This is a genomic window from Nitrospirota bacterium (assembly GCA_016207905.1).
GTDB lineage: Bacteria > Nitrospirota > Thermodesulfovibrionia > Thermodesulfovibrionales > JdFR-86 > JACQZC01.
Genome location: JACQZC010000052.1, coordinates 1 through 25,933, shown reverse-complemented (window position 1 = coordinate 25,933; position 25,933 = coordinate 1). Strand labels below are relative to the sequence as shown.

Genomic DNA, 25,933 nt, shown 5'->3' with positions numbered 1-25,933 from the left:
TAAAGGCACGGACTTCGGTAAAATAACCAATGAGCAGGTGGCAATGGTAGCATCATTAATTAACACAAGGCCCAGAAAATGTCTGGGCTACAAGACGCCCCTTGAAGTCGCATCTGTTGCACTTCGAGATTGAATGTAGGCTATAGATAAAATTGTAAAGAATCGTAAAGCATTTGATATTTGTCGCGACAACATAATTATTGAGATGAACCATAGTGGTAAAACTTGGTTTTGGGACGGTTATGGCACTGAGAAGACCGCACAATACTTTCACGAAGCTGAGATTATATTTGATCTCAGGTCGTCCGTTGCTTACATGTTCTCTAAAGTTCTTGAGGGCTTGAAGGGAGCCGAAGGTTTAGAGGAGATTGAGAGGTTGTAAAGTCTGCCATGAGTGTAGGGTTAGGAAGTGTGAGTAAGGTAGAAGGGAGGTGAAATAATGGCAAAAAAAGGAAGCACATTTAAAATTGGCCGAAGTGTAGACCTTAGTCAAAGGAAATCGGCGCATGGCTGTGATGAAATTATTCCACTCTATGAAACCAGTAGTAGTGAAAACGCCATTGAAGTTGAAGATGGACTAATAAAACACTTTATTAATCATCAAAAACGTAGTAACGATTCGCCACATGGTGGTGGGGGAACATCTGACGGATACATAAACTATACCTATATAGCTCTATGGTTCAACCCTGCTTTTCTTTAAAACAACCACCTGACTGAGATTGCCACTGCCGATGTTTCGGCATCGCAATGACAGAAAAATCAAAGGGAAAACAGGTTATCAAAACATTAGATTGTAGAGACAGAAGGAGATGGGTTAGAATATAAAGAGATTGGAAGGCTAATTTACAAATTAAGGAGGTGGTGATGATGGGTATTAAGACTTTAACTGTGCCTGAGGATGCATTGGTTAATATGTTAAAGACCCTGCCAAAAGATAACCTGATAGAGGTTTTCTGGAGGAGTGTGGTAGAAACTGATGTAGCTCCTCTAACACCAGCAGAAAGGGAAGAAATTAAAAAGGCAAAGGCAGAGTTTAAAAAGGGCGAAACTGTGAGATGGAAAGATATAAGATAGAATTCTCAAAAGGCGCAGCAAAGGACTATAAAAGGTTGCCCAAAGACTATAAAACATTGGTTGATTTGGCGTTATCTAAGCTGAATAAGGATTTGCCGGTAGATATTAAACCTGTCATAGGAGAAGAAGATACCTATAGAATCAGAGTAGGAAAATATAGGATTATTTTTGTGATTATTGAAGATACTATATTGGTTACAAGGATTGGTACAAGAGGAGATGTTTACAAATGATCAGGTCAAGATGACGGATATGGAAGACATCTACAAAAGCATGCCGATTGAGGATATTCCATGGAATATCGAGACCCCGCTTGGGACCGTCTTATATTTTTCCTCGGAGGATGAGTTGAAAGAGCTTTTTACCTCTTATTTTGACATAAAAGAGCTAAAGACTATTGAAATCAGCGGCAAATTTGGCACTCATCTTGCAAACTATGTCTTTATGGGGAAGAGATGATGGCAAAGGCAAAAATACTCCGCCTTAATACATCCCTAACAGCGATAAAAAGAGATTCACTATCGGGCTTATGAAGTATCTCGAGGCGCCACTTGCAATAATGAGCAAGACTATAATCATGCCATAAGGCTCGATTCTACTCAGAGCAATTGCCTGACGCTGAGGAAGAAATCCCACGAGTATTCTACCGCCATCCAAAGGAGGCACAGGTATGAGATTAAATGCGGCAAGCACGGCATTAATGGCGATGCTCGAGACAAGCATCATATTGAGAGGTTTTAGTATGCTTGCCACTACGGATGGAGGAAGTATATGGGACAGAGGGAATATTACGAACTTGATTAAAAGAAGGCTAACTATGGCAAGAAGGATGTTCGTTACAGGTCCTCCTCCTGCTGAAATAGCCATATCCCTTCTTGGGTTTTTGAAGTTATAAGGGTTTATAGGGACAGGCTTTGCATATCCAAAGACAAACTGTCCCTGTGTGAATATAAGCAAAAGCACAGGCATGACGATAGTGCCAAATGGGTCTATGTGGGCTATGGGGTTTAAGGTAAGTCTTCCCAATGACTTTGCAGTAGGGTCTCCTAACTTATATGCAATAAAGCCATGAGCAACCTCATGGAATGTGATTGCTATCAGTATTGCAGGTGCCGATATAGCAAGTTGTCTTAGTATGCCTGAAATATCCAAATATATGCCTTTAGCGAGGAATTCAAAGTGCTTTATACTAAAGGTTATTGGCTTTTTATGTCAATGACAGGACATGGGTTGTATGGGTATTCACAAGTGGTGGCAGATGCCATATGATTTAAAATCATAGACGTCCTGTTTGAGACAGTGTAATTGTATGCCATAAGGATGTTGTAGTTCCCAATAGGGCTTATCTGAATGGCGTTGACAGGTTGAGCCTTATGTGATAAAACCTTGCTAAAGGGGGTTGGAAGGGGATGAACAAAGACGGAAAAATCGCATTAGTTCTTGTCATTGTCGCAGGAGCGATTATCACTATATCTGTTTTTTTGCTGTTTGGCCCGCCAAAGCTGATGGCAAAGACTGCTGAGCCTGACTTCTGTGTCGGTTGTCATGTGATGGAGGCTGAGTATGAGGCATGGATTCATACCGGCGCCCACAGGAGGGAAAAATGCGTTGAGTGCCACCTGCCTGATGAGAACACCACAGCACATTATCTCTGGAAGTCAATAGATGGTCTGAAGGATGTGGTTGTTTTTTATTCTGGAAGGGTGCCAGAGAGAGTATCGCTGACGCAGCACGGAGAAAAGGTTCTGCATGCCAATTGTGTGAGATGCCATGAGAGCACGGTAATGCTTATAGACCATGAGAGGCAGTGCTGGAAATGCCATAGGCGGATAGCTCACAAGCACAGTGGACTGATAGAAACATTTTAGAAGGAGGTTTAGTTATGAAAAGAAGATTTCAATTGCCAGTATATTTAACCGTTTTAACAATTGTGGCAGTGTTATTTCTGTACGGATGTCCACCGCCCAAAACAGAGCCTGTCAGGCCTGTAAAGATTGCAGACGGTGAGGTTGACCCAGCAGAGTGGGGAAAGGCATACCCGACAAATTATGAATTATGGAAGAAAACAGAAGAGCCTACACCTGTTGGTAAGAGCAAATATAAGAGGGGTTTTGATGCGGATAAAATCACATATGACAAGCTCTCTGAATTCCCCTATATGTCGCTTCTTTTCAGCGGGTGGGGATTTGGGGTTGAGTACAATGAGCCACGCGGGCATGCCTATATGGTAAAAGACCAGCTTGAAATTGACCCCTCACGGGTAAAAGCTGGTGGTGTCTGTCTCAGTTGTAAGACTCCATATGCACCGAAATTTGAAAAGGAGATGGGTGTTGATTACTATAAAAAGCCATATCTTGATGTCCATGCCACTATTCCCAAGGAGCATCGGGAGCTTGGTGTGGCCTGCATTGACTGTCATGACAACAAGGACATGTCATTGAAGATATCTAGAGACTTTACTCTCACAAAGGCACTCAAGGAGATGGGTGTTGACCCTGCAAAGATTACCCGTCAGGAGATGAGGAGCGTTGTCTGTGCCCAGTGTCATGTGACCTACAATATCAATAAAGATAAGGAAGGCAAGTCCGTAGGTCTTTATTTCCCATGGCAGGGTAGCAAGTGGGGGAATATAACAGTTGAGAACATCATCAAGCAGATTCGCGAAGATGAAACTGTGAGGGAATGGACCCAAAAGGTGACTGGTTATAAAATGCCGTTTATAAGGCATGCTGAGTTTGAGCTGTTCACTTTAAACAGTGTTCACTGGAAGGCTGGTGCTTCCTGTGCAGATTGTCATATGCCTTATACAAAGGTTGGAGCTTATAAGGTTTCTGACCATAGGGTAACCAGCCCTCTTAAGAACGACATGAGGGCATGTATGCAATGCCATACTGAAAGTGCAGAATGGCTAAAAGAGCAGGTGACCGCTATACAGGATAGAACTGTATCTTTAATGCTAAGGTCCGGATATGCGACTGCAATCGTTGCAAAGCTTTTAGAGAAGGTGCACGAGCTCCAGACTGCAGGAAAGAATATTGACAAGGAGTTTTACGAGAAAGCCAAAGATTTCTATATGGAAGCCTTCTTCAGGACCTTATATATTGGCGGTGAAAACTCTGTTGGCTTTCACAACCCTACAGAGGCTATGAGGATACTCGGTGATTCAGTTGCTTTTGCGACAAAGGCTGAGGCCATACTGAGGCAGGTTCTGACAAAGGCAGGGGTAGATGTTCCACTGATGGTGAATCTTGAGCTGAACAAATACCTGGATGCGAGAGGGGAAAAGAAGCTTAAATTCCAGAAAGGGGTGGAGATCAAAGACCCCTTTGGCATTCAGGATAAGCTGATAACTATTCAACTCACTAAATAAGGGGCTGTTGGGGAGGGCAGGTCCAGGCCTGCCCTCCTTTCTGTCTTGACTGGGGGGAGGAGTGCAGGGCATTATAATTACCCATGAGATTTATAGCAGACCTTCATATGCATTCAAGATACTCCCGTGCAACGAGCAAGGACATGACCCCTGAGGGCATTTCGAGATGGGCGCAGATTAAGGGCATAAAAGTAATAGGCACAGGGGATTTTACCCATCCCCTCTGGCTAAAGGAGCTAAAGGAAAAATTAGAACCGGTATCAGATGGGCTTTTCAGGCTTAAGAAACAATATATCCCCTCTGATGTCCCATCATCCTCATTGAGCGATGTGTTTTTCATGCTTTCTGCCGAGATAAGCTCTATATACAGCAAGGGAGGAAGGCTTAGAAAGGTACACTCCATAATCCTTGCCCCTTCTCTTGTCGTAGTAGATGAGATAAACAAAAGGCTTTCACGGATTGGGAATCTTTCGGCAGATGGAAGACCTATCTTGGGTCTCGATGCAAAGAGGCTCCTCGAGATAGTTCTTAAGGTCTCGGAAAACGCCATGCTCATACCTGCACATGCATGGACCCCGCATTTCTCTGTATTCGGTGCATTCTCAGGCTTTGATTCCCTCGATGAATGTTTTGATGAGCTTACACCTAATGTATATGCCATAGAGACAGGGCTTTCCTCTGACCCTCCGATGAACTGGAGGCTTTCCTTCCTTGACAGAATTACACTCATCTCAAATTCAGATGCCCATTCACCACAAAAAATAGGCAGGGAGGCTAATATATTCGATACGGAAATCTCATACACCTCCATGCTCGATGCCATAAGGACAAAAAAGGGCTTCGGTGGCACTATAGAGTTTTTTCCAGAAGAAGGCAAATACCACTGGGATGGCCACAGGCTCTGTGGTGTAAGCATGCCCCCAGAGGAGACGATAAGGAATAATTATCTCTGTCCTGTCTGCGGAAAAAGGCTGACCATAGGCGTTATGCATAGGGTAGAAGTGCTTGCAGATAGAGAGGAACAGCACCTCCAAATCCCATTTTATTCGCTTATTCCCCTTGTTGAGATAATATCAGAGGCATTAAATACAGGCACCGGTAGCAAGGCAGTTGAGAAGGAGTATTTCAAGTTAATCGGCACACTCGGAAATGAATTGAATATTCTTATGGATACTACTATTGAAGACATATCTAAATGCTCGGAAAGGCTCTCTCAGGCAATTGAAAAGATGCGAAAGGGTGATGTCTCAATCACACCGGGATTTGATGGCGAATACGGGAAGGTAAAGATATTTGAACACAAGCATGCTGGCAGAAAGGAGAAAACTCAAAAAGAGGAGGGCAGGCTTTTTTAAGGATGCATAAGCTCCGAAATCACGGGTATGACTGCTTTGTATTCCTCATATGTTAAAGATGAATGCCATCTGCCTGTAAGTTTGCCAATGGATATGATGCCGAAAAACACCACTACGATTAATGCCGTGTAAATCAAAGGGTTAACAGGTTTTCTATGAAGTGAGATATCCAGTGCGCCTTTTGAGGGACAAACACTTACGCATGTAAGGCACCCTGTGCATTCAGGAGATTTTAGCCTTTGTTTTTCTTCGATAGGAAGATGAGACGGGCAGTTCTTTGTGCAGAGATGACAATGTGTGCATGCCTCATCATTCCTCGTTATCTTTAAAGGGCTTAAAAGACTCAATATCCCAAGCAATGCTCCATAGGGGCAGAGATACCTGCACCAGAAGTTCTTTAAAAAAAGCGATAAAACTAATAAACCGAGAAGGACTGTAAATGTTAGGGCAGACATCTCAGTGAAAAACTTAAGCATTTTTATATCAGCCACCTTCCAGTAAAAAGTGTTCAAAAACCCCTCTATGGCAGTTGAGGACATCTTTCCCGCCACATAGAGGAAAAACCCAAGAAGGATATATTTAACCGACCTCAAAGGGTAATCGATATATGAGGATAGTTTATAATTCTTTCCGAATAACCTTTTGCCTGCCTTAAAGACTGCTTCTGAAAGTGTGCCAACAGGGCAGAGCCAGCCACAGAAGCTTTTCCTCAAAAGCAGAGACACGATGAGGGCTGAAAGGAAGATTACGAGCGAAGCTGGATGGATGCTGTCAAAGACCCCTTCTATTATCCAGAGCTTAAGGCTCATCAGTGCACCTATTGGAAGAAACCCATCGACAAGAGGCGGTCTTTGAATTAAGGCTGTGCCTGAGGTGAAATGCTCTATAAAAAGGTATAATTTGTAGCCTGCATAGACTACGAGGCAGAAAACTCCCCATTGAAAGGTATATCGAAGCTTTCTTAGATAAGAACGGTTACTCTTTTGCATATGGATATTTTAGTATAAGACATTTTAATAGGATATGATTTTAATCAGGCTCTTTTTATGGGTATTGTATTTGTTCGGTGAGATAGGAAAATCTCTTTCTGAATTCCTCCTCTGTCATCTGTCCTACGGTGGCAAGCCTTTTAATTTTATCCTCTGAGAAATCTTCTTTTTCGAGCCTTATCATATATTTTCTTGCAACCATATATGTCTCTGATGAGGTATCCATATACCTGAGCCTTGTTTTACCAGTAGAGGGCTCTACCATCTCAACAAAAGGCACTGGCTTGAGCCTTCCTTCATAGAAAACTATCATTGAGCCTGTGCCTCCAAGAAGAAGAAACCTCACTGCTCCGAATCCTAAGTTTCTTGTGTATTCTGCATCGAAAGGGATGGGGTTTGCGGCTCTTAATTCATAGCCAATGTTTTTATCCACAATGGTTATATCGATGCCTCTTTTCTTTAAGCTCTCCCTTACGATGTTTTTAATCAGTCTGCCTAATTGTATCTCAGAGAGTCTTACCCTGCCTGTCTCGTCTTTTTCGAGCTGTTCGTATTGCGAAAGCTCTTCCATGTCAAACTTACTCGATATTCCTTCTGCGAGAATGGCTACCCCATAGTTTTTTCCAAGCGAAAGCCTTTTTATTAGGGAGCCCTCTAAGATGTCAGCTACTGCTCTGAAGGAGAGCTTGTCTCCTTTGAATTCCTCTGGTATAAGGGATATGGTTACGCCTGCGGCTTTTCCAATGCCTAAGGCAAGATGACCTGTGTATCTGCCCATTGTTGTGATGAAATACCATCTGCCTGTTGTCCTTGCATCCTCCATGATGTTTTCGACAATCTCCACACCCCAGTGTCTTGCAGTCTCGTAGCCAAAGGTGGGCATTCCGCCTGGAAGTGGCAGGTCGTTATCTATTGTCTTTGGCACATGGATGACTGCAATCGAGCCTTTTGCCTCCCGCTCAATCCATCTTGCCATAAAGAGGGTTCCGTCTCCACCAACTGTCACAAGGTATCTAACCTTGAGTGCCTTGAGTGTGGACATCATGGTTTTAAAGCCTTCTTTTACCTTTTCAGGATAATCTCTCGATGTCTTAAGTATAGAGCCACCCTGAACATGAATCCTCGTAACATCCTCTATGCTTAGCGGAATAGCAGACCTTTTATCTCCTTTAAAGAGGCTTTTAAATCCGCCCATGATACCAATGACCTGTTTTCCTTCGTTAATAGCCTCAATCGTAGCCGCACTTATGACCCCGTTAATCCCGGGTGCAGGTCCTCCACCAACAACTATTGCAAGAATTTCCTTCATTTACTGTCCTCCAATCAATATCATATCTTGCTTTTCATCCGAAATAATAAGCTGTGGGGTCTGCTCGTTGTTATAGAGTCTTCTTGCTATGCGCTCCACTTCAGGCTTGAGATAGCCAAATAGCTCACCAATCTCAATTGAACCGTTTCTGTTTACATCAGCCTCGCCCTTAAGTCCCCTAAGCATAAAGTATGTGAAAAGTCCATGACCTTTCTCATCGTAAGTTGAGCTTATCTCAGCTCCTCCTGATGCTGAAAGCACAGCTATCTTTTGGCTTAAGACCATAGAATTATCCATTGTAATTACAAGGGGTCTTGTCCCTTTTGCAAGCACAGACCTTCCGCCACCACCTGAAAAACACGAATCAAGGGCAACTATGACCACTTCTGCCTCAAGCCTTCCTAAAGACTCATAGAGCCTCTTAAGAGGATAACCAGTCTCTACTATGAAAGTCGGGTCTCCATCATAGGGCACGAGATATGCTTCTCCTGCCTTAGGGTCAGGTGCTCCATGACCTGAATAATAGACAAAAATAGTTGCACCCTTTTCAACCCTGTTTGGAAGCCATTTTTCAAAATACTTTACAAAATCACTCATTGTCGCATGGTCATTTAAAAGAGTAACTACATTCTCTCCTGAGTAGCCCATTACATTTGTGAGGTATTCTGATACGGTCTTTGCATCATGAGCTGCAAAATCAGCCTTTGGCAATTTCTGACGGTATTCCTCTATGCCGATGACAATAGCGTATGCGTTTTTATTTGGCTTTGCCTTTATGGAAGGAAGTTCGTCAACATCGGATTTAATGACTGGAGAAACTTCCTGAGGCAGTTTGGCTATTGTTTCGGGTTTGCCTTTTTTCTTTGCAATAATGGGAGCTATAAGTGGATTCTTTTCCATCAAAGCCTCTGCTGAGGCAACAGGAAGGGACAAATCCTTTTCTATGCCCTCCCTCAATACTTTTATTTTTGCTATTGTCCCCGGGATTAATGTCTTTGCTTTGTTTAAAAAATCCATCATTCCTGTTATATCTGCATCATTCAATTTAAGGATTATATCTCCAACCAACATACCTGCCTTCTCTGCTGGACTACCCTCTACAATTCCTACTGCTTCCGCACCTTTTATCATGCCTTTGCTGTAGTCTTTTATCTGTACTCCAACCATCCCCTTTCCACCTCTATACTCCCATGCCTTTTCTTTGTCTCCTGTAACATAGTATATAAGAGAAAGGTCATAATTATTGTCGTAGTCTGATGCCGATTTTGCCTGTTTAATTAAATTGAGCGCGGTCTCTTTATCTCCAAGCCCAAGATATGAAAATGCCTTGCCCCTCAGGGCATCCTTTAATAAATCTTTATCTTTTGGCTCAATATTTTCCAGTGCCTTATTAAAATCACTGACTGCTTCGTTAAAACTACCCTTGTGATGTTTAGCCCAGCCTCTAATGCGGAGTGAGTCACTATCCGTAGGCTTTAACTCTATTGCCTTGTTTAAATCTCTTATTGCTTCATCATAATTACCTTTCTGATAGTAAGCCCAGCCTAAAAAATTATAGCTGGATTGAAACTGATCTCCGGCTGGTCTGAGTTCAACCACTCTATTAAAGGCTCGGATTGCCTCATCGTAATTGCTCTTACGAAAATATGCTACACCCAGCCAGTACCAATTAGGGGCATATCGTGGATTGAGGGCTATACCCTGCTTGGCGTTTTTGATTGCCTCATCATGCTGACCTTTTTCCTCGGTGTAAGATTTTGCAATAAGGGCATAATCTATTGTTGTGCATCCTGAAAGCAAAATGAGCAGGATAAAGATTCCACTGATTAAAGAAATTAAAGCCTTTGAATCACCAAGTCTTTTCATAACCCTGCCTCCCTCACTACCATCCTCTACTGCTTCGCAAAATTAAAATGCACAAGGATAACTGCATAAAAGTCTTCGAGGTCTTTGAGATGTTTGACAAGAATGGTTTTCAGAATCTCAACATTTATCTCCTGATAGTCATGGATTGCAATATTTCTGAAGCCGACCATTGACTGCATCTTTTTAGATAAATCTTTACTGATGATTCCTGCTTGTTCCAGCTTTACAAAATTATCCTTGATGGTATCCGGAATACCTAATCCTTCCGAGGCAATAATATGAGCTGCAAGGTCAATGGCAGATTGCACAGCCCTTTGGAGGTTTAATACAAGGATGTCCTGTTTATTCATTTCATCAAGGGAGTCTGGGTTCAACCCTGTTACTTCCTTGATTCGTCTAAGACACCTTTGAATAGAAGCGGCTTTTGCAAGGGCAACATCCTTATCGGGCATATATTCTTCCTTTCAGAATATTACCTTCGCATACCTTCCTCGTCTGTTTTAAATCATCGTATTGATTGACTGCATCCACATAAAATTGGTTATAAATCTTTTTACCTTTTGCAAAAACCAAGACACCATTTTTCAAGACCTGCATCTTTAAAATAGGCGAAGCAGAATTTAAGACAGCAATATCAATGTCTCTTTTAAATATTGAATTCAATTCACTTTCCAGTTCATTAATCTCATAAACATCAGGCTGGGATTCAAAAAGAATCCCGATATCTATGTCGCTTCCTTCTGCCATTTTCATGCTTGCCGCGGAGCCAAAGAGGAAAACAAGCAAAACTTCAGGCTTCTTTTCAAAGAAATCTGCCAACCTCGTAAATATTTCTGAATCCTTTATATTCCTAAACATATGCATCCTTATCATCTTGGATTTCCTTCTCTGGAAACCCCACATTTCTATGGTTATTTTATCACAAATCAAATGAGTTTTATCTCTCAATCAACCTCCCATCCCCATCCGCATTGCCTTTGCCCTTCAGCCCCCTAAGCATAAAGTATGTGAAAAGCCCATGACCTTTTTCATCATAAGTGGAGCTTATTTGGTCTCCTCCTGCTGGCATAGAGATAATTAAGACATATGCAGATAATTTTTTCATAAAACACCGCCTCAAAAATACAAGCAACAATCTCTTAAATAATCCTTTGTCAGTCCATCTGATAATATTCAGTTATTATCTGGGGCGCCTTCAGGTAGTGGTTGTCAGTAGTTACAACCTTCAAACCATGTTGCATGGCAGAGGCAGAAATCCATAAATCATTTGTAGGTATCGGCGTGCCTTTCTTCCTGAGATGATTAATTATCACAGCATACCTTTCTGATGTCTCTTCATCAATAGCCACAACCTTAACCCTTGGTGAAGAAAGAAACTCTTCAAGTATAGCCCTGTTTTTCTTTTCACTTTTACCCATCATAAAACCAGCCAGCAGTTCACCGAGTATTACAGGATTTAAAAATATCTCGTCTGCCTGCTGAATTGATAATTTAATCTCCAAGCTTCCTCTCAAGTAGGCAGAATAGGCTGATGTATCCAGGATTATCCTGTTTTTTTCCATAAGTCTTCATCAACTCTTCGCTGTAACTGAAGGCTGTTATTGAATGCTGTAGCCTCGTTTTTTGACCATACACCAAACAGACTGTCCAGATCATGATACAGCGTTTTTTTCTCCTTTGTTTTTATGCCTGTCGTCCTTTCTAAAAGAGAAATAAACGCCTTATTAAGACTTAACCCCTTTGCCTTTGCTTCTTTTTTTACCAGTGATTCAATCTCATCAGGTATTCTTCTTAAAGAAATCTGTTTCAATTAATCACTCCTTGACTCAAAAAATGATTCGCTATGATTCTATTATTGCATCAATATTTGCTTATGTCAAGAATGTGAGGTATCTCCTTCTTAATTTTTACAGCCTTTACAGTCCTATTTACTATATCCTTTGTATTTCCCACTTTCAGTTTCTCAAAAAGCAATCCGAACTTATCTTCAAGCTCTTTCATTATGGGTGCTTTTACACTTTCTGGCAAATCCCACCACATCTTCTTAAGAGTTCCAAAGCCTTTTTTACGAGTGCTATAGATGAACTGCTCTTCTGTCTGACCTTCTTTCTTTTCCTTTGCATATTCTTTCTTTATAAAGTCATAAACCTCGTTTCTAAACTCAGAGGGTAGGGCAGGGGAGTCATACATGATATTCTGAAACCCAGTTGCCAGATGAACCTCCGATGTAGTTGTCTTAGGGAACATATCGAATGCCTCCTCTGGCAGTGTCGAGGCTCCATGCTGGACACAGCCTGAAAGCCCATAGTCTTTTCTTGCTAAGTCAGAAAGTATTCTCAATGTCTCGAAATCTATTTTTACCTTTGCAAGAGTTCCGTCAGGAAGGACGACTCCGCCGTGTGCAGTTCCCGTTTGAACACTGAGCTTACTAAGTCCTTTAGTTCCTTTGAATACCTCTTTGAAGCCATCAAGGTATGCCCTCAGCTCATCGGGTGTGCTGTTTTTGCCTCCGATTTCTCCGATTTCTCCGCCTGTGGAGATGGTAATCCCTGATGGCTCAATCTCCCTTATATAGCCTGCGAGGTCAGATGTTGCCTCAAAGTTCGGTCTTTGCTGTTCCTTTATCGTTTCTTTTTCAAGATTAACGAGTGTAGATGAGTCAATGTCTATGTTATAGAACTCTGCCTCTATTGCCTCTTTTATGAGTCCCTTCACATAGCCTGTCTCAGCCTGCGGGTCTGACATATAGTTTTTCCTTACGAGCTGGAAATGGTCACCCTGTATGAATACAGGACTTTTATATCCCTCCCTTAGTGCAGCTGCCATTACAACAGTTGAATACTCAAGTGGTCTTTGCTTTGTATAGCCAATCTCGGAGCGGGCTATCTCGAATATGAGTGCACCTACATTCATTCTTATTGCCTGCCTGAATATTGCCCTTGCGGTATCGTATGTAAGCCCCCTTATGTTTATAGCAGGAACTGTGAAGCCCGGATAGCCTTTTCCCATCTCCTCATAAAGCCCTTGTATGGAGGAAGGAACTACACCTGCCTCTTTGCATGCCTCTTTAATCAGGATAAATTGCCCATTTCTCTTATCTACATCCTCTGTAAAAACTGCATCGTATATAAGCCTATCTATTGCATCCTTGAGTCTTGTCTCGCTCTGTAATGTAAGCCTTCCGTCTTTAATTGAGATTATTCCTTTTAAATCCATAAGCCCCCCTTTTGGTTTTTATAAAACCAGTCTTGGTGAGTTGGCATCTATAGAGCGCATAATCCGTGTCTCGATATCAGCCTTCTCCCCAGTATACTTGCTTTTGTAGAAAAGTTTAATAGTGGTTATCTTGTCTTTAATCTCACTAAATGTAAGGATTTTTTTGCCCTCGGTTGGGTCTATGATAAGGGCATTTTTTCCGACAAGAAGTTTAAGCACAACGGACTTATCCTTTAATAATATTATGACAGGCAGGTTGAAGTTCATTATCTTAGCAGGGTCTTTAAATTCATACTGGAGATAGCCTCTGTTTTTTATATCATCCATGATTTTCTCTGTCTTTAAATTCTTCTCGCCCCATATAGTTAAAAGGTTAAGGATGCTTGTCTCCTCTACGAGAAGGCTATTGCTTGTCATGAATATGTCGTTAACTATCGAGATGTCTGAGGTCTTTTCCTCCTTTACTTCAGAGGTGTTTGCTATATGGGCAGTGTTTACAATTGGGACTGGAGACTTAATGCCGGTTTCTTTTGATACTATTAAGAGTGCAATCAACACTGCTATTAAAAACAATATTGGACCTACAAATGCAGGCTTAAGAAGGAGGGGTGATGGTTTTTCTTCAATGCTTAATTCTTTCAAGGCAGTCTTTATGGCTTTAGTAGTTATCTCTTGCCTGCCTTCTGCATAAGCCTGCATAAGTGACCTGTCTGAACATAGGTTTATGAGTCGTGGGATGCCATGGCTTGCCCTGTAGATAGAGGTTATACCTTTTTTGGGGAATGCCACTGTCAAACTGCCTGCTACCTTGAGCCTGTGCTTTATATAACCCGATACATCTGCCTCGTCAAGGGGCTCGAGGTGGTATCTTACGGCAACCCTCTGGTCAAGCTGTCTTAGCCTCTCGCTGGATATTAGCTCTTTAAGCTCAGGCTGTCCTACGAGAATTACCTGAAGGAGCTTATGAGTGTCTGTTTCAAGGTTAGAAAGGAGTCTTATGAACTCAAGACATTCCATGGACATCTCCTGAGCCTCGTCGATTATAAGTATTGTTTTTTCGTCTTTTTCAAAACACTTGATAAGAAAATTATTTAGACTGTCCATGAGGTCTTTGTATGTATTGCCCGAATAGCGGATTCCAAAATCATGTGTAATGAGCTTCAGAAGGTCAAGTGGCTCGACCATTGGGTTAAGTATTAAGGATGTATGAGTTTTTTTGTCGAGGTTCTCAAGAAAATATCTTATGACAGTTGTTTTCCCGGAGCCTATCTCGCCTGTTAGCATTACAAATCCCCTGTTTTCGTTTATCCCAAAGCTAATATGTGCGATTGCCTCCTCGTGCTTTCTGCTCATATAGAAGAACTTCGGGTCCGGTGTTACTCCAAAAGGCTCCTCGCTGAATCCAAAGAAACTGTTATATATCATATTTCGTTATCCCCCCATGTTGAGACAAACTCCTCATAGCTTATGGAGAATGCCTCTTGAAATGCACTGTTTAAATCCTTGCCCTCTCCTAAGGAGACAAGCAGATGTTTTATGCTCAGTAGTCCGTATCTTTCTATGAGGTATGAGATAGCGGAGTAGCTTTCCTGATAGGCTGTTTTCACCTTGTCTTTGCCAAGACTTAGAAATGACCCTTCAAGTTCCCTTAGCGGAATTATCTGCCCGGTTTTTTCGTTAGCTCCCGAGAAATACTCGGCAAGCCCTTCATTGAGCCATGTAGGGCAGTTTTTTGTTATCTGGTGCACGAGGGCATGGGTGTATTCATGGCGGAGCATTCTTTTAAGAGCCTCCTCTTTTTTCTCGACTCCCCTGAAGGGAATCCTAATCTTTCCGTCGTATATCCCTCCAGACCATTCAGGACCTTTTGTTATGTCAAAAAAGTCCTTTTCCGTATAAAGTATAACAGTTATAGGCTCCCGTGGGAAATAAAATATCTCGGTCCCTATGGAGTCATAGGCATCTTCAAGTATATCTAAGACCTTTCTGCTTAAACCGCTATGTTCGTATCCATCAAAGAATACCTTGAAGTGAATGGCGCTTTCCTTTATGAAGTTTTGCTGGGTATTTAGCTCCCTTTGAACCTTTTCGTAGAGTGTCCTGAGCTCAGGGTCATCCTGAGTAGAAAGCCCTTTTTCAGCACTGCTAAGAGCACTTTCGAGGTCATCCCTTTTGTAGTAGATGAATGCAAGAAATTTTCTTGCGGCAAAGCTTTCGTTATAATACAACGATTCCTCGAGATATCTTTGTGCCATGTCGTAGTCATCCATCATATAATACGAGATGCCCAGTGCCGCCAATGCCTTTTTGTCTTCTTTGGAGAGCTCCCTGAAAAGCTCTATCGCAGTTCTAAAATCTTTTTTATTAAAGCTCTCGATTGCCCTGACTGCTGTTTCATTGGTTATCGATGCTTTATATGTCTCCACTTGAATCAGAATCTCAGGTTCCTTAATAGTCGGCTCATTAGAGCCTGAAAGGCTGATGACCATCCTATGGCTATTAGTGTTTGAGGTTTGAGGGCTGTCTTTGTCAGATGTCTCGGTGATAGTGATCTTACTAAAAAACACAGAGGCAGTTACTACAAGGAGGACTGTCAGGATAGCATATGTAACTACCCTGAAAATCTATTTCTCCTTTTGGCTGTCTGTTTTTTCAGGCTCTTTGGCTTTAGAGTCAATGTCCAAAGACGCATCTTTTACAAAGTCAGGGCATCTAATGTTTTTGCCAGAGATCGAGAATTTTTTCTGGCAGGTTGCCCTCCATGCGCACACTGCACAGATATTCGGAGTTTCAATCATCCTTTCCTCCTAAAATATGAACTCAGGACTGTTTCTATGTTGCCTGTAATTGTGTCCTTAGTATTTATTATAAAGATTTTATATCCAATGTGAAAGAGTTCTTTATGAAGCCTTAAAACACGAGGCGGCTCAGGGTATCTCTTTTTGAGTTCCTCCTCGAACATCGGGACAATCTTATCCTTCATCCTAAGCTCTGTGTCCATTAAGAATATGGCAATCGAAGGCTGGAGGTCTTCTATCCTATCCATGAAAGCAGTGATTTCGTTTGCATATATTTGTTTTGGAGGGGAGGATTTGACCTCCATATAAAGGATCGAGCTGTTTATCTTTGCAATGAGGTCATAGTCTCCACCTACCTTTGGCCTTTTGAATCTCACACCCCACATTGTCTCTGTCAAAAACTCCCTTTTGAAGAGCTCCGAAACAAACCACTCTAAGGTCTCGCCAAAACTCTTTATAGGTCTTTTTTTGAGCCTGAATGTTTCCTCTCCTAATGGCTCTATGAGCTTGACCCTTAGAAGGTAATTAATATAGTCTTCTGTGACCTCTCCTGTGGCATACTTTGTGACATTAGCCTTTCTGAATGATTCCTGATGCTTTATGACATCTCTTAGGAAAAGTCTGAAAGAGTATTTTTTCAGCATCTCGTAGAAGGGGTCAATGACCCCTTCTGTATCTCTAAATGTTTCCTCTGGCAAGAGGAGGTCTTCTTTAGGCTCTTTTTTATAGACCCTGAAGCCCCTTAGCCTAAGCATACTTTCAAGGTCTAAAGTAAGCTCTCTTATGACTGCCCGAAGCCTCTTTATTTCGTCCCTGGCAGATGTTATTTCGCTATTTTGAGCCATTGGTTTTGCCTATAAGTTTAACACATGAGAGGTGCTTTCTTATTAGTATAAAGAGGTAACATAGGCTATGCAGAAGAAATTGCGATTAATCTTCTAAATTAATTATAATAAATGCACTTATGCCAGCACATATTCAGGATAAAGGCAGTATCGAGAAAATCGCTTAGGAGGTCTCTATGGTAAATATTGCAGTTGCAGGTGCAGGGGGAAGGATGGGGGTCCGTATAACTGCCCTCTCGAAAGAATACTCGGGATTGAGGCTTGTGGGAGCATTAGAGAAAAAGGGACATAAAGACATCGGAAGGGATGTTGGAGTGGTCGTCGGAGTTGGCGAGATTGGAGTAAAGCTTACGGACTCTATCTCTGCATCCATAGCCGATGCAGATGTCATAATAGATTTCACATCTCCTCAGGTAACGATGGAGCACATAAGGATTGCCTCTGACAAAGGAAAGGCAATGGTTATTGGCACGACAGGTCTGTCAAAAGAGGATATGGCTGAGCTAAAAGAGCATTCAAGGAAAATTCCCTGTGTTGTTGCCTCAAACATGTCTTTAGGAGTAAACCTTCTTCTTAAGGTTCTCAAGGATGTGGCAAGGACATTGGGAGACGAATATGATATAGAGATAATAGAGGCGCATCACAGGCTCAAGAAGGATTCGCCATCGGGAACTGCCCTCAGAATGGCAGAGGCAATAGCAGAAGCCATGGGAAGAAACCTCGATGAGGTTTTGGTCTATACAAGAAAAGGGCTCATAGGAGAAAGGACAAAAAAAGAGATTGGCATACAAGTCATTCGAGCAGGAGACATTGTGGGAGAGCACACAGTCATATTCGGAGGTCTTGGCGAAAGGATAGAGCTCACTCACAGGGCATCGAGCAGGGATACATTTGCGAGGGGTGCACTCAGAGCAAGCCTCTGGCTTAATGGAAAGCCACCAGGGCTTTATGACATGCAGGATGTTTTGGGGCTTAAGTGACTGCCATAGCCTTTAGATATTCCTTTACAAAGCTCTCCTCGTCCTCTTTGGTTTTGAGCCTGCCCTTTAGTTTTTCGTGGGTGACCTCCTTGAAGATCTTAGAATAAAGAGGCCCTGGTGAAATACCCATCTCTTTGAGGTCGTTTCCCGAAATAAGAGGCTTCTCCTTTTTCCATTCAAGGAGATATTTCGATAGCTCTTTCTTTTTAACCTGCTCCTTTGCGATTGACATGGCAAAAAGGACTGTCTCTAAAGAAAGCCCTGAGAGTGCATCATATATCTCTGCGGGCTCCTTAAGAGGCAGAACTTTTACTATATTTTTTGCATCGCCGATGCCTTTTATCACAGCTCCTTTTAATTTTACAGGCATAGAAAGCCTGTTCAGGGCAGTATCTTTATCTTCATCTTTTAGTCCTGAGACGAGTGCCATGAGATACATTACGCCCTTATCAGGCTTTTCCTCTATGAAAGACAGACTAAACCAAAGAAGGCTTTCATGAATTCCATTAAGGGTCATGCTGAGCTCATCGCTCCATGAAAGCAGGGGATGTATTGCCTTCAGAAGGTCATAATCCGAAAGCCTCTTGAGGATTTTTGCAGGCTCTGCCTCATAAAAGATAAGGAGCAGTTCCTCATAAAGTCTTGTGCCTGAAAGCTTCTCGAAGAGGTTCATCTTGATTGCCGATTTTATAAGGTTCTCCGTATGCTTTGAAGGCTTGAAGCCGAATCTCTCGGCAAACCTGATTGCCCTGAATGCCCTTGTTGGGTCCTCGACAAAGCTTAGGTTATGAAGGACCCTTATGGTTTTTTCCCTGAGGTCTCTTTGTCCGCCAAAGAAATCCACAAGCTGGCCAAAATCCCTCGGGTTTAGTTTTATGGCAAGCGTATTGATTATAAAGTCTCTCCTATAGAGGTCTTTCTTTATCGAGGATATCTGCACGGTTGGAAGTGCGGCAGGAGATTCATAGTATTCTGTCCTTGCAGTTGCCACATCGAAGAAGAGGTCTCCTTTTATTATCTTTGCGGTTCCGAATCTTTCATGGGTTTTCACCTTTGCCCCAAGTTTTTTACCGAGCTCTTTTGCAAAGGCTATTCCATCACCCTCGATGACTATGTCTATGTCAAGGTTTTCCTCTGCCCTCAGAAGGTCTCTGACAGAGCCTCCAACCATGTATACTGCCTGCTCTAAGGCATCTCCTATCTCGCCTGAAAGTCTGAGTATTCCATATATCTCATCTGGAAATCTCTCCTTGATGAAAGATGAGAGGTTTTTGCCGACACCTGCTTTTTCTTCTGGAGAGGGCTCCTTTATCCTGCTTCTTTTAAGGAACTCCTCATAGATGACTCTCAGGAGGTCTGTCCTTGTTATTGCCCCTACGATTTTTTCGGCTTCCATAACAGGCATAAACCTCTGGTTTCCCTCTATCATCGTAGTCTCCACATCTCGGATGGCTGTGCCCTTTGTTACGGTGGCTACATCGGTTGTAGTGAAATCCATGACCTTGCTCTTTCTAAAGCCATGAAACAGTGCCTTCTCAACCGCCTCTCTGGAGATTATGCCTTTATATTTTCCGTTTTCGACAACTGGAAGGACATTAACACCGTATCTCGTCATCATTGCCTCGGTATCTTTAATGTTGCTCGTTGAGCTTATAGTTATGACAGGACGGGTCATGATATCGCCTGCGGTCTTGGCAGGCTTTACAGAGGCTTTAATAGCCTTGAGAGCTTTTTCGTAAAGTATTTCGAGGGGGATCTCTTTAATGGTTGCGGATGCCGCAGTTGGATGCCCGCCTCCGCCAAATTCCTCGAGCACCTCTCCTACATTTAGCTCAGGCACCCTGCTTCTTCCAACCATAAGTATCTTACCTTCCATCTGAAGCAGGAGGAGCAGGGCATCTATGTCTTCCATATCCATGAGCCTGTGGGCAAGGTGTGCGGCATCGCCAAGATAACCTTCTCTCGATGCCTTTGCGAGCTTTACCTTTATGCCGTGAATAATGACCTCCTCGGATGTCTGCATAAGCTCATTCAGAAGGTCAAGCTCATCCCTCCCAAGCTCTGTCCTTATATAGGTTGAAACAATCTTCAGGCTCGCACCGCTTCTTAAAAGATAGGCAAGTGCCTGAATGTCCCGCTCGGTGGTCGTTGGAAAAAGGAGACTCCCTGTTTCCTCGTATATGCCCAATGAGAGGATAGTTGCCTCCATAGGAGTAAGTTTAATTGCCTTTTCCTTAATCAGCTCCACTAATATAGTTACAGTTGCACCGACCTCCTCTATGACCTCCATGTCTGTCTTAATATCTCCTTCCTGTGGAGGGTGGTGGTCATATATGTGTATCTTCAGCCCTTTCTCCTTAATCAGCTCCGAAACAGGACCTATTCTTTCGGGAGACTTTGTGTCAACTATTATCAGCCTCTTTACTTTTGAGAAATCTATATCCTTCAGGCGTTTTATAGAAACAGGATGAAATGCATCGATGAAGTCCCTGAGCTTTTTCTCCTGAGAGCCGGGGAAAAGCATCTCTGCATCGGGATAAAGTCTTTTTGCGGCTACCATCGATGCAAACGCATCGAAGTCAGCATTTATATGCGAGACTATTAACTCCATAAGGCTTATTTGAAGACAACGACCTTATCTCTTCCTTTGTTTTTTGCCTCAAATAGTGCACTATCTGCAAAGGTTATAAGGTCATCCTGTGTCTTTATCCTTTTATGCGGGCAGGACGAAACACCCATGCTCACAGTGAGCCTTTTGTCTCCGATTTCCTTAAAACGGTGCTCTTTTACGACCCTGCTTAGTCTTTTACCCTCTGAAACTGCACCCCGAAGCGATGTGTGAGACAGAAGCAGTATGAACTCTTCGCCTCCGTATCGGGCAAACACATCCGACTTCCTCGTGTGCCTTTTTATAAGCTGGGCAAACTCCCTTAGCACTATATCGCCAATCCTGTGACCATAAGTGTCGTTGACTGCCTTAAAATAATCTATGTCAAACATGATACAGCTTAAGGGGCTATTATACCTCTGGGACCTGCTGAATTCCTCATCCAGACGATGGTAAAGATACCTGATGTTGTAAACCCCTGTCAGAAAATCTGTTATGGCAAGTTTTTCGAGCTTTGCCTTTTCAGTAGAGAGCTTCTCAAAGAGAAATGCATTATAAAGGGCAGTTGCAGATGCCTTTGCAATTGCACTACAGAGCTTAATCTCCCTATCCGTAAAGATATGCCCTGCTCTCGATGTCCTTAAAAAGAGCGACCCTATAACCTCATCCCTGAATATAACAGGTATAACGACAATGGACTTTATCCCAATAGGTTTAATGATTTCCCTGATAGGCTTCATAATGGGGTCTGTCATTGCATCCTTTACAATAACTGTTTTTTTAATCCTGAGTGCCTTTCTTATCTCAGGATATTTCTTGAGGTCTAATTTTATGTCCTTTATCTTTGGGTCTTCAAAGGATGAAACTACAGTTGCGTGTGTATGCTCTCCAACGCCTATGCTTAAGACAGAGCACCTTGTTACATTGATTATACTGCTTAACCTTTTTACGACAAAGAACAAAACCTCCTTCGGGTTAAGGGAAGATGAGATGTGGTATGTAATGTCCGCTATAGCCTCGAGGTCTTTTTTTTCTGTATAGAGTTTCTCGATCCAGCCTCTTTTTTCGTAAACACTTCTGAGCTTATATTCGAGGTCATCCTTATGAAATGGATAAATCAGGTAGCTTTCGATATTATGCTTAATAATGCTTCTCATGCCTTTTGTTACATCTAAGACCGTTGCTATCAAAGGGCACTGAATCTCTGAAAGATTTATTTTTTCTGCGTAATCTGGTGCTCCCAGTATAAGGGCATGACAGCCTTTTTTAAGAGCCTTGAGTTTACCTTCATCCGTATAAAACCTTGCAGAGTATTCTCGGGAGCCCTTAAAAAAGTCCTTCAGGAACTTCAATGCGAGTTTGTTTTTTTCAAAGACATATACCTTTTTCATTCTGATATATTATAGAGTAATATGGGCTTCTGTCAAAACCTTTTTAAAAGACACACTGCATATGAAACAATGCCCTCACCCCTGCCTACAAAGCCCATTTTCTCGTTTGTCTTTGCCTTTATGTTTATCGAGCCTGCCGGGATTCCAGTGGTTGATATGGAGTCTTTCATTTTATCTATATAAGGTGCAAGCTTAGGCTCCTCTGCAATAACAGTAGAGTCTACCCATAAGACCTCATAGCCATTGGCATTGGCAAGTCCAACGATGCCTTTAAGAAGGCTAAGGCTTGAGGCAGACTTCCATCTGTCATCCGTGTCAGGGAAATGTGTTCCTATGTCTCCGAGCCCAAGGGCACCGATTATGGCATCTATAATCGAATGTAAAAGCACATCTCCGTCTGAGTGACCAACGAGCCCCTTTTTAAAAGGGATTTCTATACCACCAATGATAAGCCTTCTGCCATACTCAAGTCTGTGGGAGTCATATCCAAAGCCAACTCTCATAGATTGCCAGTCTCCGTCTTCATAAGGGCTTCTGCTACTAAAATGTCCTCAGGAGTTGTAACTTTGATATTCTTATATGAGCCCATGAGCACCTTTATTTTTCCTCCGAGCCTTTCAACGAGAGCCGAGTCGTCCGTTGAATAAAACCCATCGGACAGTGCCTTTTCATGGGCATCCAGAAGCGTCTTGAAGGGGAAAACCTGAGGCGTCTGGATAGACCAGAGGGCACTGCGGTTATGAGTCCTTATAACCATCTTAGAGTCATCGGTCTCCTTGATGGTGTCTTTTGGAGGCACTGCGGTTATTACGCCGTCATAGCCCTCGAGCTCTGCTATGGAGTTTTCTATAAGGGATTTTTTAACGAGTGCCCTTACGCCATCATGTACAAGAACTATGTCTACGGAGTCCCCTATGAGCCTTAAGCCATTTAAAACCGAATCCTGTCTTTCGGAACCACCCGAGGCGATTCTTTTTATCTTCGTAATAGAAAACCTCTCTATAAGCTTAATAGCCTCAGCCGTATCTTCCTGCCTGAAAACAGGTATAATCTCCGAGATCTCCTCTACGGAATTAAGGGTGATGAGTGTCCATGCAATAAGGGGTTTGTCGATTAACAGGACAAAAGGCTTGCTTATGTGTAAACCAAGCCTTTTGCCCTGACCTGCCGATGGAACGATGGCAACGGTTTTTTTTTGTTTCATATGGCTATTTAGCCGCTCTTATTTCTTCTCTCTCGTAATCTTCCTTAAGCTTCGTGAAAATCATTCTTCCTGCAGTGGTTTGAAGCACACTCGTTACGGTGACATCTGCATTTTTGCCAATAAGCCTTCTACCGTTGTCAACAACGACCATTGTGCCGTCATCGAGATAGGCAACTCCCTGATTGTGCTCCTTGCCTTCCTTGATTATGAAGACCCTTATGGCTTCCCCTGGCAGGACAACAGGCTTTATTGCATTTGCAAGCTCGTTTATATTTAGCACAGAGACGCCCTGAAGCTCTGCAACCTTATTGAGATTAAAGTCATTCGTAATGACCTTGGCATTCAATGCCTTTCCCAGTGCAACTAACTTGGCATCCACTTCCTTTATCTTTGGGAAATCCTCCTCAACTATCTTGACGGTTATGTTGGTCATCTTCTGAACCCTGTGAAGTATGTCGAGCCCGCGCCTTCCCCTTGCCTTTTTAAGCGAATCCGGAGAGTCCGCTATATGCTGAAGCTCCTGAAGAATGAACTGTGGCACTATAAAAGTGCCCTCGAGGAATCCTGTCTCGCATATATCGGCAATTCTTCCGTCGATTATGACAGATGTGTCAAGCAGTTTCTGATTTCCCTCCTCGGGCTGACCCTTTAGTGTCCTAAATATTCCAGAAACAGTAAGCCTCTGACCCTTCTTGATTCCCACTAAAAGCCCTGTATAGCCTAAAAGCGAGCCCACTATAAACAGTGCTATGTTAAAGTACTCGCTGATTACAGCCTTCAGTGGCACAAGGATAATCGTAGCAGTGACAACACCCAAGGAAAGACCGATAAACCCTCCAATTATAGAGCCTATCGATACCCTCCTTAGAATCATCTCCATGAGTATCGATAGTAAGCCTAAAGAAACGCCTGCCGCAATGCCCATTAGCGGAGAGTCGAACTTTGCTCCGATATAATAGCCTATTGCTAAAAACAGAGATACAATAATTATCCTGAATATTACGAACAATTTTTTAAGCCTCCTTTCTTTTTGTATTATTTTACGATGAAGTGAATACTGTTATATAGAACTTTCTATTGCCTCGTGTAATGTACATCAGCACTGTCTCTTCAGTTTTTATCTCATAGGTGATGCGGTTAAAATCCTCTATGTTTCTAATTCGTTTTCCATCTATCTCGTGAATGACATCGCCCCGTTTAAGTCCTGCGTCTTCCGAAGGAGTGCCTACCGAGACCTTAACGACCACAACTCCTCCCTCAGCCATGTCAAGGCTAAGCTGTCTTGCAATGTCTTTTGTCAGTTCCATGACAGAGAGACCCGAGAATGCACTCTTTCTGCTGTCTTTTTTCTCATTCGTAGGCTGAGCACTGCTTAGCTCTGCTGGAGGCTCTCCAACAGTGACAACCACATCTATAAACCTTTTATTTCTGAAGAGCTTCACAGTCACCTGTTTGCCCGGCTTATTTCTGGCAACCAGATTTTTTAAGACCGAAGGACTGCTCACATCCTTTCCATCATACTGGACAATAATATCTCCACGGCGTATGCCGGCCTTTTCAGCAGGACTGCCTGACATTGCCTCACCAACGAGGGCACCTCCTTCTGTCTCATACCCGAATTTCTGGCTTAGCTCAGGCGTAAGCTCCTGAATCGTAACTCCAAGCCAGCCCCTTATTATCTTGCCTTCTTTCAGAAGCTGTTCCATCAGGAGTCGTGCCATATTGCTTGGCACTGCAAACCCAACTCCCTGATACCCACCGCTTTTTGTAAATATAGCTGTATTTATTCCGATGAGGTTGCCGCTTGTGTCAACTAAAGGACCTCCTGAGTTTCCGGGGTTAATAGCCGCATCGGTCTGTATGAAATCCTCATACTCGGCAATCCCGACATTTGCCCTGCCAACTGCGCTTATAATGCCCATCGTCACTGTATGGTTCAATCCAAATGGATTGCCTATGGCAAGAACGAATTCGCCTACTCTGAGCTTGTCCGAATCTCCCCATGGTATTACAGGCAAGGCAGAGGCTGAAATCTTAAGAACTGCTATGTCGGTCTTGGGGTCAGCACCAACTATGTCTGCCTTGAATGTCCTCTTATCAAAAAGCGTAACCTTTATCCTCTCTGCATCCGAAACAACATGGTTATTCGTAATTATATAACCATCTGGTGAAACTATTACGCCTGATCCCAGTCCCTGCTCCTTCCACTTCCTCGGAATATCGGAATCATAAAATGGGCTGAAAAACTCATTAAAAAACTCAAAAAACGGGTCATCCGAAAAAGGCACGCTACGGCTTAAAACCTTTACAGTGGAGATATTCACAACAGACGGAGAAGCAGAGCTTACCACATCCGAAAACGAGATGCCCTTGCCTTCTGCCTGACCCGAAACCTTCGGCTCGATGATAATCTGAGGTGCGGGTTTCTGAAAGACATAAAAAGCAATCCCGCCAAGTAGAAACCCCAGTAATAAGAAGGCTATACCTATAAAGACCTTTTTTCTCATCAATTTTTATTATAATCCTATATCTTATATCTTGTAAAGTAACCACTAAAATCCTTATAATAATTTAAACCTATGCCTGCTATTAAAAAACTAAGCGGGTTGTTTGCCTTTTATATTATTTTTATAGCCCTCATTGGACTGCTTTCATACTCAAATACATTCAATTCGCCCTTTCAGTGGGATGAAGACTATCTTATAGCACAAAATCCTATTGTAAAAGACCTTTCATATTTCCTTGAGCCATCAAAGGCAAAGGGATTTGAATATTATGGTGCCTTTAAAGGCAGATACATTGGTTATCTCACATTCGCACTAAACTATAAAATTCATGGACTCGATGTGAGGGGCTATCATGTCTTTAATCTGACAATTCATATCCTTAATGCCTTGCTTGTGTATTTTCTTGTCTTGCTTACAT

Annotated in this window: 29 protein-coding genes; 9 read left to right on the top strand and 20 right to left on the bottom strand. The window is 42.6% G+C overall.

The features are described 5' to 3' along the window. The first annotated feature begins 439 nt into the window (after nt 1-439). The 4 genes from HY805_06355 (at nt 440) to HY805_06340 (ending at nt 1,536) form a co-directional block, all read left to right on the top strand. Entirely contained in the window at nt 440-703 is a 264-nt protein-coding gene (locus HY805_06355) for a hypothetical protein (protein MBI4823834.1), read from the top strand. 167 nt (nt 704-870) lie between these two features. Further along, nucleotides 871-1,077 (top strand): hypothetical protein, encoded by a 207-nt coding sequence (locus HY805_06350; protein ID MBI4823833.1) that lies wholly within the window; start codon nt 871-873, stop codon nt 1,075-1,077. Further along, nucleotides 1,059-1,310 carry a type II toxin-antitoxin system RelE/ParE family toxin gene (locus HY805_06345; protein ID MBI4823832.1) on the top strand — a complete coding sequence of 84 codons (252 nt, stop codon included), beginning with the start codon at nt 1,059-1,061 and terminating at the stop codon, nt 1,308-1,310. The genes HY805_06350 and HY805_06345 overlap by 19 nt, the downstream gene beginning before the upstream one ends. Beyond that, entirely contained in the window at nt 1,297-1,536 is a 240-nt protein-coding gene (locus tag HY805_06340) for a hypothetical protein (GenBank protein ID MBI4823831.1), read from the top strand. Before HY805_06345 ends, HY805_06340 begins: the two co-directional genes overlap by 14 nt. A 24-nt stretch (nt 1,537-1,560) precedes the next feature. On the opposite strand, the gene HY805_06335 is transcribed toward HY805_06340, so the two are convergent. Then, nucleotides 1,561-2,229: a site-2 protease family protein gene (locus HY805_06335; GenBank protein MBI4823830.1), complete on the bottom strand. Its 669-nt coding sequence runs from the start codon at nt 2,227-2,229 to the stop codon at nt 1,561-1,563. Between the two features lie 257 nt (nt 2,230-2,486). Here HY805_06335 and nrfH point away from each other — a divergent pair, with 257 nt between their 5' ends. From nrfH to HY805_06320, 3 genes are all read left to right on the top strand, one after another. Further along, the gene (nrfH, locus tag HY805_06330) at nt 2,487-2,945 is read left to right on the top strand and encodes a cytochrome c nitrite reductase small subunit (protein ID MBI4823829.1); all 459 of its coding nucleotides are present in this window, start codon (nt 2,487-2,489) and stop codon (nt 2,943-2,945) included. Nucleotides 2,946-2,959: 14 nt separating this feature from the next. Then, on the top strand, nt 2,960-4,447 hold the full coding sequence (locus HY805_06325; protein ID MBI4823828.1) for an ammonia-forming cytochrome c nitrite reductase subunit c552: 1,488 nt from the start codon (nt 2,960-2,962) through the stop codon (nt 4,445-4,447). A gap of 83 nt (nt 4,448-4,530) precedes the next feature. Further along, nucleotides 4,531-5,802, top strand: coding sequence for a DNA helicase UvrD (locus HY805_06320; protein ID MBI4823827.1), 1,272 nt, complete (start codon nt 4,531-4,533; stop codon nt 5,800-5,802). On the opposite strand, the gene HY805_06315 is transcribed toward HY805_06320, so the two are convergent. Genes HY805_06315 through HY805_06255 form a run of 13 tightly spaced genes read right to left on the bottom strand, consistent with a single transcriptional unit; the run spans nt 5,799 to nt 16,825 of the window. Then, nucleotides 5,799-6,791: a 4Fe-4S binding protein gene (locus HY805_06315; GenBank protein MBI4823826.1), complete on the bottom strand. Its 993-nt coding sequence runs from the start codon at nt 6,789-6,791 to the stop codon at nt 5,799-5,801. The genes HY805_06320 and HY805_06315 overlap by 4 nt on opposite strands. 55 nt (nt 6,792-6,846) lie before the next feature. Further along, the gene (locus HY805_06310; GenBank protein MBI4823825.1) at nt 6,847-8,100 is read right to left on the bottom strand and encodes a 6-phosphofructokinase; all 1,254 of its coding nucleotides are present in this window, start codon (nt 8,098-8,100) and stop codon (nt 6,847-6,849) included. Then, a complete protein-coding gene (locus HY805_06305; protein ID MBI4823824.1) occupies nt 8,101-9,966 on the bottom strand; it encodes a tetratricopeptide repeat protein in 1,866 nt (621 codons plus the stop codon). 26 nt (nt 9,967-9,992) lie between these two features. Beyond that, a complete protein-coding gene (locus HY805_06300; protein MBI4823823.1) occupies nt 9,993-10,418 on the bottom strand; it encodes a DUF86 domain-containing protein in 426 nt (141 codons plus the stop codon). After that, nucleotides 10,408-10,914, bottom strand: coding sequence for a nucleotidyltransferase domain-containing protein (locus HY805_06295; protein MBI4823822.1), 507 nt, complete (start codon nt 10,912-10,914; stop codon nt 10,408-10,410). Before HY805_06295 ends, HY805_06300 begins: the two co-directional genes overlap by 11 nt. Beyond that, complete coding sequence (locus HY805_06290; protein ID MBI4823821.1) at nt 10,904-11,071, bottom strand: hypothetical protein; 168 nt, start codon at nt 11,069-11,071, stop codon at nt 10,904-10,906. The genes HY805_06295 and HY805_06290 overlap by 11 nt, the downstream gene beginning before the upstream one ends. 49 nt (nt 11,072-11,120) lie before the next feature. Further along, nucleotides 11,121-11,528: a type II toxin-antitoxin system VapC family toxin gene (locus HY805_06285; protein MBI4823820.1), complete on the bottom strand. Its 408-nt coding sequence runs from the start codon at nt 11,526-11,528 to the stop codon at nt 11,121-11,123. Then, complete coding sequence (locus HY805_06280) at nt 11,510-11,776, bottom strand: hypothetical protein (protein ID MBI4823819.1); 267 nt, start codon at nt 11,774-11,776, stop codon at nt 11,510-11,512. The genes HY805_06285 and HY805_06280 overlap by 19 nt, the downstream gene beginning before the upstream one ends. A gap of 50 nt (nt 11,777-11,826) precedes the next feature. Continuing rightward, nucleotides 11,827-13,182: a class II fructose-bisphosphate aldolase gene (locus tag HY805_06275; protein MBI4823818.1), complete on the bottom strand. Its 1,356-nt coding sequence runs from the start codon at nt 13,180-13,182 to the stop codon at nt 11,827-11,829. Between the two features lie 18 nt (nt 13,183-13,200). After that, nucleotides 13,201-14,607, bottom strand: coding sequence for an AAA family ATPase (locus tag HY805_06270; protein ID MBI4823817.1), 1,407 nt, complete (start codon nt 14,605-14,607; stop codon nt 13,201-13,203). Then, nucleotides 14,604-15,749, bottom strand: coding sequence for a hypothetical protein (locus HY805_06265; GenBank protein MBI4823816.1), 1,146 nt, complete (start codon nt 15,747-15,749; stop codon nt 14,604-14,606). The genes HY805_06270 and HY805_06265 overlap by 4 nt, the downstream gene beginning before the upstream one ends. A gap of 57 nt (nt 15,750-15,806) precedes the next feature. Next, complete coding sequence (locus tag HY805_06260; GenBank protein ID MBI4823815.1) at nt 15,807-15,980, bottom strand: hypothetical protein; 174 nt, start codon at nt 15,978-15,980, stop codon at nt 15,807-15,809. Then, nucleotides 15,977-16,825 (bottom strand): hypothetical protein, encoded by an 849-nt coding sequence (locus HY805_06255; GenBank protein MBI4823814.1) that lies wholly within the window; start codon nt 16,823-16,825, stop codon nt 15,977-15,979. The genes HY805_06260 and HY805_06255 overlap by 4 nt, the downstream gene beginning before the upstream one ends. Nucleotides 16,826-17,001: 176 nt before the next feature. Between HY805_06255 and dapB the strand changes: the two genes are divergently transcribed. After that, complete coding sequence (dapB, locus tag HY805_06250; protein ID MBI4823813.1) at nt 17,002-17,805, top strand: 4-hydroxy-tetrahydrodipicolinate reductase; 804 nt, start codon at nt 17,002-17,004, stop codon at nt 17,803-17,805. Here dapB and HY805_06245 read toward each other — a convergent pair. The 6 genes from HY805_06245 to HY805_06220 all read right to left on the bottom strand — a co-directional run bounded on the left by HY805_06245 (nt 17,798) and on the right by HY805_06220 (nt 25,515). Continuing rightward, the gene (locus HY805_06245) at nt 17,798-20,416 is read right to left on the bottom strand and encodes a CBS domain-containing protein (protein MBI4823812.1); all 2,619 of its coding nucleotides are present in this window, start codon (nt 20,414-20,416) and stop codon (nt 17,798-17,800) included. The two genes, dapB and HY805_06245, sit on opposite strands and share 8 nt — an antisense overlap. A 5-nt stretch (nt 20,417-20,421) precedes the next feature. After that, nucleotides 20,422-21,804, bottom strand: a complete 1,383-nt coding sequence (locus HY805_06240) for a sensor domain-containing diguanylate cyclase (GenBank protein ID MBI4823811.1) — start codon at nt 21,802-21,804, stop codon at nt 20,422-20,424. A gap of 32 nt (nt 21,805-21,836) precedes the next feature. After that, nucleotides 21,837-22,307, bottom strand: coding sequence for a 2-C-methyl-D-erythritol 2,4-cyclodiphosphate synthase (locus tag HY805_06235; protein ID MBI4823810.1), 471 nt, complete (start codon nt 22,305-22,307; stop codon nt 21,837-21,839). Beyond that, on the bottom strand, nt 22,304-23,008 hold the full coding sequence (gene ispD / locus HY805_06230; GenBank protein ID MBI4823809.1) for a 2-C-methyl-D-erythritol 4-phosphate cytidylyltransferase: 705 nt from the start codon (nt 23,006-23,008) through the stop codon (nt 22,304-22,306). Before ispD ends, HY805_06235 begins: the two co-directional genes overlap by 4 nt. A 4-nt stretch (nt 23,009-23,012) precedes the next feature. Beyond that, entirely contained in the window at nt 23,013-23,933 is a 921-nt protein-coding gene (locus tag HY805_06225; GenBank protein MBI4823808.1) for a PIN domain-containing protein, read from the bottom strand. Between the two features lie 115 nt (nt 23,934-24,048). After that, nucleotides 24,049-25,515 carry a Do family serine endopeptidase gene (locus HY805_06220; protein MBI4823807.1) on the bottom strand — a complete coding sequence of 489 codons (1,467 nt, stop codon included), beginning with the start codon at nt 25,513-25,515 and terminating at the stop codon, nt 24,049-24,051. 72 nt (nt 25,516-25,587) lie between these two features. Here HY805_06220 and HY805_06215 point away from each other — a divergent pair. Further along, the coding region (locus HY805_06215) for a hypothetical protein (protein MBI4823806.1) at nt 25,588-25,933 on the top strand (346 nt) is incomplete at its 3' end.